Origin of the sequence: uncultured Streptococcus sp. (genome assembly GCF_915066115.1) — a bacterium.
GTDB lineage: Bacteria > Bacillota > Bacilli > Lactobacillales > Streptococcaceae > Streptococcus.
Map to the genome: position 1 here is coordinate 1 of NZ_CAJZDT010000003.1, position 14,265 is coordinate 14,265.

The following is a 14,265-nucleotide window of genomic DNA, read 5'->3' on the forward strand; positions in this document are numbered from 1 at the left end:
AGGATAAGGGGGCACCGACACTGGGAGAGATTGTTTCTATCATATTAGCCATCGGAGGAACCTTCCTGATCGCCACTCATGGGCAGCTGGACCAGTTATCTATGACACCTGCAGGTCTGTTCTGGGGCCTCTTTTCAGCCTTGACCTATGCCCTCTATATTATCCTTCCTATCGCTTTGATTAAGAAGTGGGGCAGTATTTCGGTGATTGGTGTTGGGATGGTTATTTCTGGTGTAGTGGCAATTCCTTTCACAGGAGTTTTGCAGGCCAGTATACCGACTAGCTTGGATTTTCTCTTTGCATTTGCTGGCATTATCATCATTGGAACAGTATTTGCCTATACAGCTTTTCTCAAAGGGGCTAGTTTGATAGGGCCTGTCACGTCTAGTTTGCTAGCCTCGATTGAACCCATTTCAGCTGTTTTCTTTGCCTTTTTAATTATGAAGGAGCAATTCTATGCGATTGATTTTGTTGGTATGGCCATGATTCTGCTTGCAGTGACCATCATTTCTTTGAAAGATTTACTGCTGGAAAGTAAGCATAAATAAAAAATCCACTCAACTGAGTGGATTTTGTGTATATAGATGACTAGTCTTTGTTTTCGTATGGTAAGATCAAGTTCAAGATGATTCCTGTCATGGCTGAAAGGGCAGTTCCTGAAAGGGTAACTGGACCGAGTTTAAGGATAGCTCCTCCAAGTCCAAGAACCAACATAGCACTTGCGATGATTAAGTTACGCATTTGACCAAAATCAACACGTTCTTTGATCAAGACTTTCAAACCGTTGCTTGCGATAACCCCATAGAGAAGGATTGACATACCACCAAGTACAGCATTTGGAATGGTTGAAATCAAGGCAGTGAATTTACCAAGGAAGCTAAGGGCAATCGCGATAAAGGCAGCGTTACGGATAACTGAGACAGAAGCGATACGAGTCATACCGATAACCCCTGTATTTTCTCCGTAAGTTGTATTGGCTGGTCCACCAAGGAAGGCAGAAACAGAAGTTGCGATACCGTCACCAAGAAGAGTACGGTGAAGACCTGGTTCTTTCAAGAATTGACGACCACAGATTTGACCCAAAACAGTATGGTCACCGATATGTTCAGAAATTGTTACGATAGCGATTGGCAAGATAGCGATGGTTTCTGGCCCAAAGTAAAGATTGTATTCTTTAAAGGCACCACCTGTGCTAAATGGCAAGTAGAAACCAGGAATTTCAAACCAGTTAGCTTTTAGAACTGGTGTAAAGTCAACCAAACCAAGAGTTAGTGCGAATAGGTAACCACCGATAATGGCAAATAGGAATGGAATGATTCGTAGGAAGCCTTTTCCCTTTGTATTGATAAAGGCAGCAATCAAGAAAGTAACAACTGCTACAAGAGCATTTTTCCAGTTTCCATCAGCTACAAGACCAGCGTTGGTAACAGCTGAACCTGCAAGTCCAAGACCGATAACGATGATCATAGGTCCGATGATGATTGGTGGCAAGAGTTTATCAATCCATTTTGTACCTGCAAAACGAACACCAGCAGCCACAAGGACATAGACCAAACCAGTCAAGATAACCCCTGTTTGAGCAGCAGATACATCACCACCCATTTCTTTCATGGCCAGTGACATAGCTGTGATAAAGGCAAATGAAGAACCTAGATAAACGGGAACTTTAAAACCAGTTGAAATCATATAGATGAGTGTTCCAACACCTGAAGCAAAAAGGGCAACAGATACAGGCATTCCCAAAATCAATGGTACCAAGATGGTCGCACCAAACATGGCGAAAACGTGTTGGAAACTAAGGAGAATTCCTTTTCCAGTCGAAGGACGTTGGTCAACGTCTAGTAACAAATCAACAGTTGATTCTTGTTTCATATAAACCTCACTTTTGGGCATCAAAAAAGAGCCCATTATTTTACAGCAATAGGCCCTCAGAGTAAGACTTCTCTAAAATCTAGACTTTAAAGAGTTTTAAATATTTCTGCGTCTTCGTCACCTCACGGGATGACATTAAAAACCTTTGCTTAGGATAGTATAGCAGAAAAAATTCGTTTTGTAAACGAATTTTTCCCGAGCCTAGAAATAAGAGAGCGAGGTTGATTTTGTAAATCATTTTTTCACATAAAGTTTAAAGCGGGCGTTTATTTGGCATGCCAGCCTTACGTGGATATGTGTTTGGGGTTTCTTTTTTCTTTTCTACCACTGTGATATAACGCGGATCTCCATTTGGTAGGTCGTAGCTGAGATTGTCTTCTACTTTACTAAAAAGGAGGTTGAGGGCATTCTTAGCTTCTAATAACTCCTCAGGCGCATTGCTGGCCTTGAGTGCCAATAGTTTTCCGCCAACTTTAAGGTAGGGAATAGTTAATTCAGATAGGACTTGCATACGGGCAACCGCACGAGCCGTTACAAAATCATATTGAGCACGGAAGTTTTTGTCTTGGGCAAAGTCTTCTGCCCGGCCGTGGTAAAAATGAACACCGTCCAAATCTAGTTCTTGAGCCAACAGTTGGAGGAAGTTGATGCGCTTATTTAGAGAATCAATAATAGTCACATCTAGCTGAGGATAGAGGATTTTCATAGGTAGACTAGGAAATCCTGCCCCGGCTCCAATATCAAGAAGTTTGATAGTTTCATTTGAAATTAAGCCTTGCAGAATGGGTGCAATCGAATCGTAAAAATGTTTGAGATAGACTTCTTCTTTGTTCGTAATAGCCGTCAAATTAATCTTCTCATTCCACTCGACCAAGAGCTCAAAATAACGCTCAAATTGTTTTTTTTGCTGGTCCGAAAGTGGAAGATTTTGCTCGGCAAGCAAGTTGTAAAATGTTTCTGGTTTCATAGTTATTTCCTTCTTTAGTATCATCTTATTTTACCACAATCATTAAAAATTTGATATACTGGTACTAATCTAAAAGCAGAAAGGACTTATATAATGACTTGGATTATTCTTGGAGTTTTAGCTCTTATTGTTATTTTTGTGATTGTTAGCTATAATGGTTTGGTTAAGAATCGTATGCAAACAAAGGAGGCTTGGAGTCAGATTGATGTTCAGTTGAAACGTCGAAATGATCTCTTGCCAAACTTGATTGAGACTGTAAAAGGTTATGCCAAATATGAAGGTTCTACCCTTGAAAAGGTGGCAGAACTACGTAACCAAGTGGCGGCAGCGACTTCACCAGCAGAAGCTATGAAAGCTAGTGATGCCCTCACTCGTCAGGTTTCAGGTATTTTTGCAGTTGCAGAAAGCTATCCAGATTTGAAAGCTAGTGCAAACTTTGTTAAATTGCAAGAGGAGTTGACAAACACAGAAAATAAAATTTCTTACTCTCGTCAACTCTACAACAGTGTTGTCAGCAACTACAATGTAAAATTAGAAACTTTCCCAAGCAATATTATCGCTGGGATGTTTGGATTTAAAGCAGCAGATTTCCTTCAAACACCAGAAGAGGAAAAGGCAGTTCCTAAAGTTGATTTTAGCGGTTTAGGTGACTAAGATGTTGTTTGATCAAATTGCAAGCAATAAACGAAAAACGTGGATTTTGTTGCTGGTATTTTTCCTACTCTTAGCTCTTGTTGGCTATGCGGTTGGTTACCTCTTTATGCGGTCTGGGATTGGTGGTTTGGTTATCGCACTGATTATTGGCTTTATCTATGCCTTGTCCATGATTTTTCAATCGACAGAGATTGTCATGTCCATGAATGGAGCGCGTGAGGTGGATGAACAAACGGCACCAGACCTCTACCATGTAGTGGAAGATATGGCTATGGTGGCTCAGATTCCTATGCCTCGTGTTTTCATCATTGATGATCCAGCCTTAAATGCCTTTGCGACAGGTTCTAACCCTCAAAATGCGGCGGTTGCTGCGACGTCAGGTCTCCTAGCTATCATGAATCGTGAAGAACTAGAAGCTGTTATGGGACATGAAGTCAGTCATATTCGTAACTACGATATCCGCATTTCGACTATTGCTGTTGCCCTTGCTAGTGCTATCACCATGCTTTCTAGTATGGCAGGTCGTATGATGTGGTGGGGTGGAGCAGGTCGCAGACGAAGTGACGATGATAGAGATGGAAATGGTCTTGAAATCATTATGCTAGTGGTTTCCCTACTTGCAATTGTGCTGGCACCTCTCGCTGCAACCTTGGTGCAACTAGCTATTTCTCGTCAGAGGGAATTTCTAGCTGATGCTTCCAGTGTCGAGTTGACCCGCAATCCTCAAGGGATGATTAATGCTCTACGTAAGTTGGATAATAGTAAACCAATGAGTCGTCCTGTAGATGATGCCAGCAGTGCACTTTATATCAATGATCCCAAGAAAGGGGGAGGGTTCCAAAAACTCTTTTACACCCACCCACCTATCTCAGAACGGATTGAACGTTTAAAACATATGTAAAATGAAGGCTGGGAAAAAGCCTTTAAAATCTGAAAAACGCATAATATCAGGTGTGCAATGTACTGACCCCAAAAGTTAGATTTTTCTGTCTAACTTTTGGGGTCGGTACACAAAAAACTTGATATTATGCGTTTTATTATGGGAAGATTTACTTTCTCTTCTCCTAAAATTGTGTTTTTGCCCCACCTATCTGCTATGTTGCAAATTTATAAATCTTCTAAATTAACTACCTCCAGATCGTGTTCTGTTAAGCGATAGATGATTGAACAGACCTCTTTTAAGAAACGCCTGTCATGCGAAACAGTGATGAGACCGCCCGGATAGGTTGCAAAGAGTTTCCTGATGTGGGGTTGAGAAGTGGGTGAAAAGTTTCGTGTAGGTTCATCCAGCAGGAGAAAGTTTGGTTTGCGCAAGACTAAATCCAAAAGCAGGAGTTTTCCTTGTTGTCCGCCAGATAAGGAGCGAATTTGATGCTGCATTTCTGGATAACTGAAATTGAGACTGGCTAAGTGAGATTGGATTTTCTGTAGTTCCTCTTTTTCCCCAGTTTTGCGGAGATAGGCTAGTGGTGATAAATCCAATTGCAGTTTTTTGTGGTAATCTTGTGGCATAAAACCAAGCGAAATTTCTCTTTTGGCGCTAAGCAGTTGTTGAAACTTGGCTAACAGAGTCGATTTTCCAATACCATTTGGGCCGATAATACCGATTTTTTCTTGGCCACGGACAGTTAGTCGTAGTTCTTGAACCAAAACTCGGTCGCCAATGGACAAATTTTCTTTTTCCAGTTGGATTAAAACTTTAGAAGCAGGTAATGGTTGGATATCTGAGAAAAAGAGTCTAATTTCTTCCTCTTCAAGTGGCTTTTGGGTCATGGCTTGAGCTGCCCTTTCGTAGCGTTTTTCTTGAGAGAGAACATTTTTCATCTTTTTAGCCAATAGGCGACCGGCAGTACTGTCTTTGGTAGCTCGAAGCGCAGTTTCTACATTTTGCTTGACTCGCCGATGTTTTTCCATTGTTTTATCGTAGGCTCTTTGGTCGTTAGCAGCTTGCTGGCTTTGTTTGATAAAATTAGCCTTTCTCTGGTCACTATAGCGATCATAATCTAAATGCTCTACTAGCGTTTCTGCTTCTTTACGGTGCTTGACCAGTCGCAAGTGAATAATAGTGTCTGCCGTTTGAGAAAGAAAGTCTTCATCATGGGAAATGAAAATAACAGTTTGTCTAATCTTTTGAATCTGATTTTTTAGCCAATTAACAGTCTCAAGATCCAAGTCATTTGAAGGTTCATCTAAAAATAGAATCTCAAAGGGTTTGGCTAACTCATGGATGAGCTGAATCTTCAAAGATTCGCCCCCTGATAGACTGCCAATTTCTTGGTTGCTAGCGAAACGATTGCTATCAAAGTGCAACTCCTCAGCCAAACGATAGAGGACACTGTAGTCTAAATCAAGAGAATCTAAAAAGAAGTAGTCGTGTAGACTTTTCTTTTTCAGCTCCTCGGGAAGTTTTTGAGGAATATAGGCCAGTGACTGATAGTCAGACTGGATGTCTCCCTTGATAGTGAAATCAGACAAAGTTTCCCCCATTAAAGTTTTAAGTAAGGTTGATTTGCCATTTCCTTCCTCTCCAATAATAGCTACTTTTTCCCCGTCTTGGATGGTCATGTTTAAGTCTGAGACAAGATCTCGTAAATCTTTGTTTTGTGTGATGGTCAGATGATTGATTTTTATCATATTGTTGCCCTTTCTAGAATGTCGATAGTGCATAACAAAAAGCTCTACTTTATCTAGTAGAGCCAAAGTTTATGTCAAAAAACTCTATTAATACTCTTCGAAAATCTCTTCAAACCACGTCAGCGTCGCCTTACCGTAGATATATGTAACTGACTTCGTCAGTCTTATCTACAACCTCAAAGCAGTGCTTTGAGCAACCTGCGGCTAGCTTCCTAGTTTGCTCTTTGATTTTCATTGAGTATAACTTTGTTTCTATCTTAATCAAACTGGATAGTGAATAATCACTTCTCACGATAGAAGAAGAGGCTGAGATTTTTGATTCTCGGCCTCTTAGGTTTCTTAAAATGTTCCGATACGGGTGATTGGCCAGAAGCGGAATTTAGCTTCCCCTGTGATATCTTTTGCTTTGAAGGTACCTACGTGGCGGCTGTCGCTCGAAACCAAGCGGTCATCTCCGAGGAGAAGGTATTCTCCTTCTGGGACAGTAAAGCTAAAGTTGGTGTTGTAATTGACATCAACTGTGAAGGCTTGGGCTTTTTGAGCGATACTTCTAAAGAAAGTTCCTTTATTTCCTTCAAAGCCCTTGCCTGAGTAGGTGCTTTGGAGTTTGTCATCCTTGAAGCGTTTGATATAGTCAGCTAGGTAAGGTTCATCTGTCTCTTTGTCATTGATGTAAAGTTTATCATTTTCGTAACGGATGGTATCGCCAGGCATTCCGATAACACGTTTGACAATGTCCTTATTGCCATCTTCTTCATGGGCAACCACGATATCAAAACGGTCAATAGGGAGGTGTTTGACAACAAAGAGGATTTCTCCATCCGCTAGAGTTGGATCCATGGAATGCCCTTCTACGCGAACATTGCTCCAAAAAAAGATACGACTTAAAGCTAGTAATGACAGAATTAGGAGGAACAATCCCCACTCTTTTAATAAATTTTTAAATGAATTCATAACTTACCTTTCTAAGCGTTTTTTCGCTTTTTCAGTATTTTTAAAGTGCAGTTTAGCGCAGAAATTGAGTCCTTGCATGCCATAGGCTTGCAAAATCTGGCTAGCCACCTTATCAGAAGCCGTTCCAGCTCCACTTGGAAGTTGATAGCCCAGTTCTCGTCCCAGATTTTCAAGATTTTCCAGAAAGAGATCACGCGCAATGATAGAAGAAACTGCTACAGCCAAGTATTTGCCCTCAGCCTTTTCTTCTAAGCTGATAGGATTGCTGAAACGATTGGCCTCTTGTGCCAAGTACTTGTCATAATTTTTAGCACTGGTAAAGGCATCAATCACAATTTTCTCAGGCTGAATGCCTTTTTGAAGAAGGAGATAGATAGCCTGGTTATGGAGGGCGACCTTAACCGAAACAGCGTTGTAGCGGTCTCCGATGACCTCGTTGTACTTGCTTGGTGAGAGAAGCAGTGCCTGGTGCTGGATTTTTTCTTTGAGGATAGGGGCAATCTGACGGATCTTTTGGTCAGTCAGAGTTTTGGAATCCCCCACACCGAGTTTTCGCAAGAAGGCATGCTGGTCAGGTGTGACAAAGGAAGCCACAACTGCAAGTCCACCAAAGTAGGAACCATTTCCAACCTCATCCGTCCCAATCAAAGGGAAATTTTGACCCCTGTTTTCCTCTAAAACCTGATAGCCAAAGAAACTGGCGTATTTCTCGGCCCCCTCACCCTGAAGCAAGACCTTTCCAGAAGTATAGATAGAAACCGTTGCTTGAGGTAGTCTCAAAAAGTAGCGGATATAGGGATTCTTTCTGGGAGCCAGACTGGTTTGATAGTGTTCAAGAAAAGCCTGAATCTCCTTTTCACTTGGTGTGAGTGTTATACTTGCCATAGTTTCTATTGTACCACAAAAGCAGGCAAATTTGTAAAAACTGACAAAATTAGCGAATTTTGGTATAATATCGTGAGGTGAATTTTATGGCAAATCTAAATCGATTCAAATTTACATTCGGGAAAAAATCATTAACCTTGACAAGCGAGCATGATAATCTCTTTATGGAGGAAATCGCTAAGGTTGCGACAGAAAAATACCAAGCAATTAAAGAACAAATGCCTAGTGCAGACGATGAAACAATCGCTCTTTTGTTGGCAGTCAACTGTTTGTCAACTCAGCTCAGTCGTGAAATTGAATTTGACGATAAGGAGCAAGAGTTAGAAGAACTCCGTCACAAGCTTGTGATTTGCAAGCAAGAACAGAGCAAGATTGAGGATTCCTTATGATTTCACTCCTTCTTCTATTGGTCTTGGCTTGGGGATTTTATATCGGCTATCGGAGAGGCTTGCTCTTGCAGGTTTATTACCTGATTTCAGCCATGGCATCGGCTTTTATGGCTGGTCAGTTTTACAAGGGACTTGGAGAACAATTCCATTTATTGCTCCCTTATGCAAATCCGCAGGAAGGTCAGGGAACTTTCTTCTTCCCATCGGATCAACTCTTTCAGTTGGATAAGGTCTTTTACGCAGGTATCGGCTACTTGCTTGTATTTGGGATTGTCTATAGCATCGGTCGTTTGCTTGGTCTCTTATTACACTTACTTCCTAGTAAAAAACTGGGTGGCAAGTTGTTCCAAGTTTCAGCAGGTATCTTGTCCATGTTGGTGACCTTATTTGTTTTGCAAATGGCCTTGACCATCTTGGCGACCATTCCCTTGGAAGCTATACAAAATCCTCTTGAAAAGAGTATCGTCGCAAAACACATCATCCAGAGCATACCAGTAACAACCAGTTGGCTCAAACAAATCTGGGTGACAAATTTAATCGGATAAAAAGGGCAGGAATTTTCCTAGCCCTTTGTTTACAGATTTGACTAGAATCTATCAGAATGTAAAAAGTTACCACACCTAGATATTCAAAGACAAGGAAATAACGATGAATAAGAAAATATTAGAAACATTAGAGTTCAATAAGGTTAAGGCCTTGTTTGAACCTCATTTGTTGACAGAACAGGGCTTGGAGCAATTGAGACAGTTGGCTCCAACTGCCAAAGCGGATAAAATCAAACAGGCTTTTGCTGAGATGAAGGAAATGCAGGCTCTTTTCGTCGAGCAACCGCATTTTACTATTCTCTCAACTAAGGAAATTGCAGGAGTCTGCAAGCGGTTGGAGATGGGGGCAGATCTCAATATCGAGGAGTTCCTACTCTTGAAGCGTGTGCTTCTTGCTAGCCGAGAATTGCAAAGTTTTTACGCCAATCTAGAAAATGTTAGCTTGGAAGAATTAGCTCTTTGGTTTGAGAAATTACATGATTTTCCGCAATTACAAGGAAATCTACAAGCCTTTAATGATGCAGGTTTCATTGAAAATTTTGCCAGTGAAGAATTGGCACGAATCCGTCGAAAAATCCATGATAGCGAGAGTCAGGTACGCGATGTCTTGCAAGATTTGCTCAAGCAAAAAGCGCAGATGTTGACGGAAGGAATCGTTGCCAGCAGAAATGGCCGTCAGGTTTTACCAGTCAAAAACACCTACCGCAATAAGATTGCAGGTGTCGTTCATGATATTTCTGCTAGTGGAAACACCGTCTATATCGAACCCCGTGAGGTGGTCAAACTGAGCGAAGAAATTGCCAGTTTACGAGCAGATGAGCGCTATGAAATGCTTCGCATTCTCCAAGAAATTTCTGAACGTGTCCGCCCTCATGCGGCTGAGATTGCCAATGACGCTTGGATTATTGGCCATTTAGACTTGATTCGTGCCAAGGTTCGTTTTATCCAAGAAAGGCAAGCAGTTGTTCCTCAGCTATCAGAAAATCAAGAGATTCAACTGCTCCATGTCTGCCATCCTTTGGTTAAAAATGCCGTCGCAAATGATGTCCATTTTGGCCAAGATTTAACAGCCATTGTCATTACAGGTCCCAATACAGGTGGTAAGACCATCATGCTCAAGACTCTGGGCTTGACACAGGTGATGGCCCAGTCCGGTTTGCCGATTTTAGCAGACAAGGGAAGCCGTGTTGGTATTTTTGAAGAAATCTTTGCTGATATTGGAGATGAGCAGTCTATTGAGCAGAGCTTGTCTACCTTCTCTAGCCACATGACCAATATTGTGGATATTCTTGGCAAGGTCAACCAGCATTCGCTCTTGCTCTTGGATGAGTTGGGGGCTGGTACGGATCCCCAAGAGGGAGCTGCCCTTGCTATGGCTATTCTGGAGGACCTTCGCCTACGTCAAGTCAAGACCATGGCGACCACCCACTATCCAGAACTCAAGGCCTATGGTATTGAGACAGCCTTTGTTCAAAATGCCAGCATGGAGTTTGATACTGCAACTCTTCGCCCGACCTATCGCTTTATGCAGGGTGTGCCCGGCCGAAGCAATGCCTTTGAAATTGCTAAACGCTTGGGTCTATCTGAAGTTATCGTAGGGGATGCCAGCCAGCAGGTTGATCAGGATAATGATGTCAACCGGATTATTGAGCAATTGGAAGAGCAGACGCTGGAAAGTCGCAAACGCTTGGACAATATCCGTGAGGTGGAGCAAGAAAATCTCAAGATGAACCGTGCGCTTAAAAAACTTTATAACGAGTTCAATCGTGAAAAGGAAACCGAGCTTAATAAGGCGCGTGAACAGGCTGCTGAGATTGTGGACATGGCCCTAAGTGAGAGTGACCAGATTCTTAAAAATCTTCACAGTAAATCGCAACTCAAACCTCATGAAATTATTGAAGCCAAGGCCAAGCTGAAAAAATTGGCTCCTGAAAAAGTGGATTTGTCCAAAAACAAGGTCCTTCAAAAGGCCAAGAAAAAACGAGCTCCAAAGGTGGGAGATGATATCGTGGTTCTCAGTTATGGACAGCGTGGTACCTTGACCAGTCAACTCAAAGATGGCCGCTGGGAAGCCCAAGTTGGCTTGATTAAGATGACCTTGGAAGAGAAAGAGTTTGATCTCGTTCAAGCCCAGCAAGAAAAGCAAATTAAGAAGAAACAAGTCAATGTCGTGAAACGAACTTCTGGACGAGGACCTCAAGCCAGACTGGATCTTCGAGGCAAACGTTACGAAGAAGCCATGAATGAACTAGATGCCTTTATCGACCAAGCCTTGCTTAACAATATGGCTCAAGTTGATATCATCCATGGTATCGGAACAGGTGTCATACGTGAAGGTGTCACTAAATACCTACAAAGAAACAAGCATGTCAAGAGTTTCGGCTATGCCCCACAAAATGCTGGAGGCAGTGGTGCGACTATTGTCACTTTTAAAGGATAAGAAAAGCCTGAGGAATATAGATGATTCCTCAAGCTTTTTTGATTTTTCCATAAAAATCTCCTTTCAAGTTAAGTTGATTCTCTCAGAGAGATAACTTTCTTGAGCAAAAGATTCAAGAGTTTTTTGTTTAATTTTATTTTAGGAAATACTTATGTAGTGTGCTATAATTAATTAAAGACAACCTTTAAGAAAGTAAATGTTAAGACTATGGCAATAACCTACAATAAACTTTGGAAATTACTGATAGATAAAAGTATGACAAAGACTGATTTGAAAAATATAACAGGAATGAATTCAGCTACTCTTGCTAATATGGGAAAAAATAAGTTTATTAGCTTGAGGATGGTTGATAAAATTTGTAAAGAGTTAGATTGTCAAATTGAAGACGTCGTTGAGTTTGTACGAGAGGAAAAATAATGATAAAAAATAAACCAACCTATATTAGCCTATTTTCATCTGCTGGAGTTGGGTGCTATGGCTTTAAGTTAGAAAATTTTGAATGTATTGCTACCAATGAAATTGTGGAGCGTCGATTAGCTATTCAGAAAAATAATCAAAAATGCCATTTTGAGACAGGTTATATTTCTGGTGATATCAAAGAAAACGATATAAAACAAAAAATTTACAATGAAATTAAAAGATGGAAAAAAATGGGCAATGACCGAGTTGATGTTGTTGTCGCTACTCCTCCTTGTCAGGGAATGAGTGTTGCGAACCATAATAAGAAATCTGATGAAATCAATCGAAATAGTCTCGTAAATGAGAGCGTTGAAATTGTAAAGACTATTAAACCAAGATTTTTTATTTTTGAGAATGTTGCAGCATTTTGGAAAACAGGATGTCTTTCGAAAAATGGAGAAGTTATTGCAATTGGAGATATGATTGCTGAAGAGTTAGGGGAGACTTATATCTTCGAGCATCGCATCCTTAATTTTAAAAATTACGGTTCCAACTCTTCACGACCAAGGACATTGGTGATTGGTGTTGATAAGCAATTAGTTAACCAAATTGTCCCAAGTGAGCTGTTTCCAGAGTATGTAGAAGAAAAATCACTATTCGATATTATTGGTGATATGGAAGAATTAGATTGGGGACAATATAGTCAGCAGGATTTTTACCATAGTTTTAGGACATACCCTGAACATATGCGTTCTTGGATTCATGATGTTGAGCAGGGGAAGAGTGCTTTCGATAATGAGGACGATACTAAGAAACCTCATAAAATAGTTGATGGAAAGTTAGTTATTAATCAGTCCAAGAATTCAGATAAATATACTCGCCAAGTTTACGATAAAGTTGCTGCCTGTATCCATACTCGAAACGACCAAATGGCTAGTCAAAATACGGTACACCCAACTCAAGACCGTGTATTTTCTATCAGAGAATTGATGAAACTAATGACAATTCCTGACCAATTTAGATGGATTGACAAGGAATTGGAGGAGCTAAATAGTCTGACTTATGACGAGAAACGGAAGTTATCTAAAAAAGAAGAAATGAATATTCGTCAAAGTATAGGCGAAGCGGTTCCTACAGTGATTTTTCAAAATATAGCTAAAAAGATAAATGACTTTCTGAGTAAAGTTTCTCTTTCGGAAGCTGATGTAAAAAAGTTGATTAGTGATAAGGGGTTGGATAGTTTTGAAGCTTTAAAGTCATTCGTATTGAAAAGTAGAAATAAATTCTCGCTCTCAACACTGTCTTCAATTATTGAATTGGCTAACTCTAAGCGTCAAAACAATTCAGCCTACTTTACTAATAAATTCATCATTCAAGAGATTTTAGAAGACCTCCCTGATTTTGAAAAAAGTAACATTTCGATTATCGAACCATCGGTAGGTTCAGGTAATTTTTTACCTTTTATCTTTCACAAATATGCAGATAAACAAATTAATTTGACTATTGTTGATGTTGATAAGGATGTGCTTGAATTGTTAAAATTACTTTATGATAATACGCCATCAAACGTTCATATTAACTATGTTCATTCGGACTATATGGCTTTTGAACACGATAAGGTTGATTTAATTATCGGCAATCCTCCTTTTACAAAACTTAATGCTAAAGAATCTGCATCCTATAAAAAAAATAATTTCAATGATGAAGCAACTAATCTTGCGGAATTCTTCCTTGAAAAAGCTGTTCGTTCTGCTGATTATATTTCTATGATTATGCCTAAGAATATACTAAACACCCCTGAATACTATAAAACTCGACTGTTTTTAGAGGAATACGACGTTTATGGCATTGTAGATTTTGGAGAAAAGGGATTTAAAGGTGTTTTGGTTGAGACGATAAATTTAGCGATTAAGACTATTAAAGATAAAGCTGATAGTGTAAAAGTTAGATCTCTTACTAGAAATATAACCTACCATCAGAGTAAGAACTATATTTTTTCAAAAGACCTTCCATACTGGGTAATTTATCGAAATGCTCAATTTGACGATGTTTTTGCTAAGATGGATTTTGGAATTTTCGATGTTTTTAGAGATAGGCAAATCACAAATTCAAATTCTGAGTTTCAGCCAAATGATAATGATGATATTCGAGTTTTGAAATCTCGAAATATTAGTGATGATGGCAAAAAGATTATCGATATACCAAACTATGATGCTTATATTTCTCGAAAAAATGTAAGCAAAATGGCTACATTTAAATATATCAATGATGATTCGGTTTATTTGACACCTAATATGAGCTATAAACCAAGAGTTATGAAAAAGCCAACTGGTGTCGTAACAAACGGCTCGTTGGCAATTCTTATTCCTAAGAAAAATATTTCATTAACAGAGCAACAGCGGTCATATTTTTCGACAAATGAGTATAGAGAATTTTATCAAATTGCCAGAAATTATCAGACTCGCTCATTGAATATCGATAAAACCAGTAGCTATTGGTTCGGAGCTTTAAAAAAATAAAAGGAGA

Annotated in this window: 13 protein-coding genes; 8 read left to right on the forward strand and 5 right to left on the reverse strand. The window is 39.9% G+C overall.

Features of this window, described 5'->3' with window-relative positions:
• Window positions 1-548, forward strand: a 548-nt coding sequence (locus QZ565_RS00380; RefSeq protein WP_295524156.1) for a DMT family transporter, incomplete at its 5' end; no start/stop codon positions are given.
• Between the two features lie 40 nt (window positions 549-588).
• Here the strand turns inward: QZ565_RS00380 and QZ565_RS00385 are convergent.
• Both QZ565_RS00385 and rsmG read right to left on the reverse strand, forming a co-directional pair.
• Complete coding sequence (locus QZ565_RS00385) at window positions 589-1,872, reverse strand: solute carrier family 23 protein (RefSeq protein WP_295524158.1); 1,284 nt, start codon at window positions 1,870-1,872, stop codon at window positions 589-591.
• A 253-nt stretch (window positions 1,873-2,125) separates the two neighbouring features.
• Entirely contained in the window at window positions 2,126-2,839 is a 714-nt protein-coding gene (rsmG, locus tag QZ565_RS00390) for a 16S rRNA (guanine(527)-N(7))-methyltransferase RsmG (protein WP_295524160.1), read from the reverse strand.
• A gap of 93 nt (window positions 2,840-2,932) precedes the next feature.
• Between rsmG and QZ565_RS00395 the strand changes: the two genes are divergently transcribed.
• Together QZ565_RS00395 and htpX are read left to right on the forward strand one after the other, a co-directional pair.
• Window positions 2,933-3,493: a LemA family protein gene (locus QZ565_RS00395; protein WP_000219833.1), complete on the forward strand. Its 561-nt coding sequence runs from the start codon at window positions 2,933-2,935 to the stop codon at window positions 3,491-3,493.
• 1 nt (window position 3,494) lies between these two features.
• Complete coding sequence (gene htpX, locus QZ565_RS00400; protein ID WP_004260114.1) at window positions 3,495-4,394, forward strand: zinc metalloprotease HtpX; 900 nt, start codon at window positions 3,495-3,497, stop codon at window positions 4,392-4,394.
• A gap of 206 nt (window positions 4,395-4,600) precedes the next feature.
• On the opposite strand, the gene QZ565_RS00405 is transcribed toward htpX, so the two are convergent.
• From QZ565_RS00405 to rnhC, 3 genes are all read right to left on the reverse strand, one after another.
• Window positions 4,601-6,160, reverse strand: a complete 1,560-nt coding sequence (locus QZ565_RS00405; protein ID WP_295524165.1) for an ATP-binding cassette domain-containing protein — start codon at window positions 6,158-6,160, stop codon at window positions 4,601-4,603.
• Window positions 6,161-6,466: 306 nt separating this feature from the next.
• A complete protein-coding gene (gene lepB, locus QZ565_RS00410) occupies window positions 6,467-7,081 on the reverse strand; it encodes a signal peptidase I (protein ID WP_295524167.1) in 615 nt (204 codons plus the stop codon).
• Between the two features lie 3 nt (window positions 7,082-7,084).
• Window positions 7,085-7,966 (reverse strand): ribonuclease HIII, encoded by an 882-nt coding sequence (gene rnhC / locus QZ565_RS00415; protein ID WP_295524169.1) that lies wholly within the window; start codon window positions 7,964-7,966, stop codon window positions 7,085-7,087.
• An 86-nt stretch (window positions 7,967-8,052) separates the two neighbouring features.
• On the opposite strand from rnhC, the gene zapA reads away from it, so the two are divergent.
• The 5 genes from zapA (at window position 8,053) to QZ565_RS00440 (ending at window position 14,258) form a co-directional block, all read left to right on the forward strand.
• Window positions 8,053-8,355 (forward strand): cell division protein ZapA, encoded by a 303-nt coding sequence (gene zapA / locus QZ565_RS00420; protein ID WP_295524171.1) that lies wholly within the window; start codon window positions 8,053-8,055, stop codon window positions 8,353-8,355.
• The gene (locus QZ565_RS00425; protein WP_295524172.1) at window positions 8,352-8,900 is read left to right on the forward strand and encodes a CvpA family protein; all 549 of its coding nucleotides are present in this window, start codon (window positions 8,352-8,354) and stop codon (window positions 8,898-8,900) included. Before zapA ends, QZ565_RS00425 begins: the two co-directional genes overlap by 4 nt.
• A gap of 103 nt (window positions 8,901-9,003) precedes the next feature.
• A complete protein-coding gene (locus QZ565_RS00430) occupies window positions 9,004-11,340 on the forward strand; it encodes an endonuclease MutS2 (RefSeq protein ID WP_295524174.1) in 2,337 nt (778 codons plus the stop codon).
• A gap of 207 nt (window positions 11,341-11,547) precedes the next feature.
• The gene (locus tag QZ565_RS00435) at window positions 11,548-11,757 is read left to right on the forward strand and encodes a helix-turn-helix domain-containing protein (RefSeq protein WP_049493008.1); all 210 of its coding nucleotides are present in this window, start codon (window positions 11,548-11,550) and stop codon (window positions 11,755-11,757) included.
• Complete coding sequence (locus QZ565_RS00440) at window positions 11,757-14,258, forward strand: DNA cytosine methyltransferase (RefSeq protein WP_295524178.1); 2,502 nt, start codon at window positions 11,757-11,759, stop codon at window positions 14,256-14,258. The genes QZ565_RS00435 and QZ565_RS00440 overlap by 1 nt, the downstream gene beginning before the upstream one ends.
• Window positions 14,259-14,265: the final 7 nt, after the last annotated feature.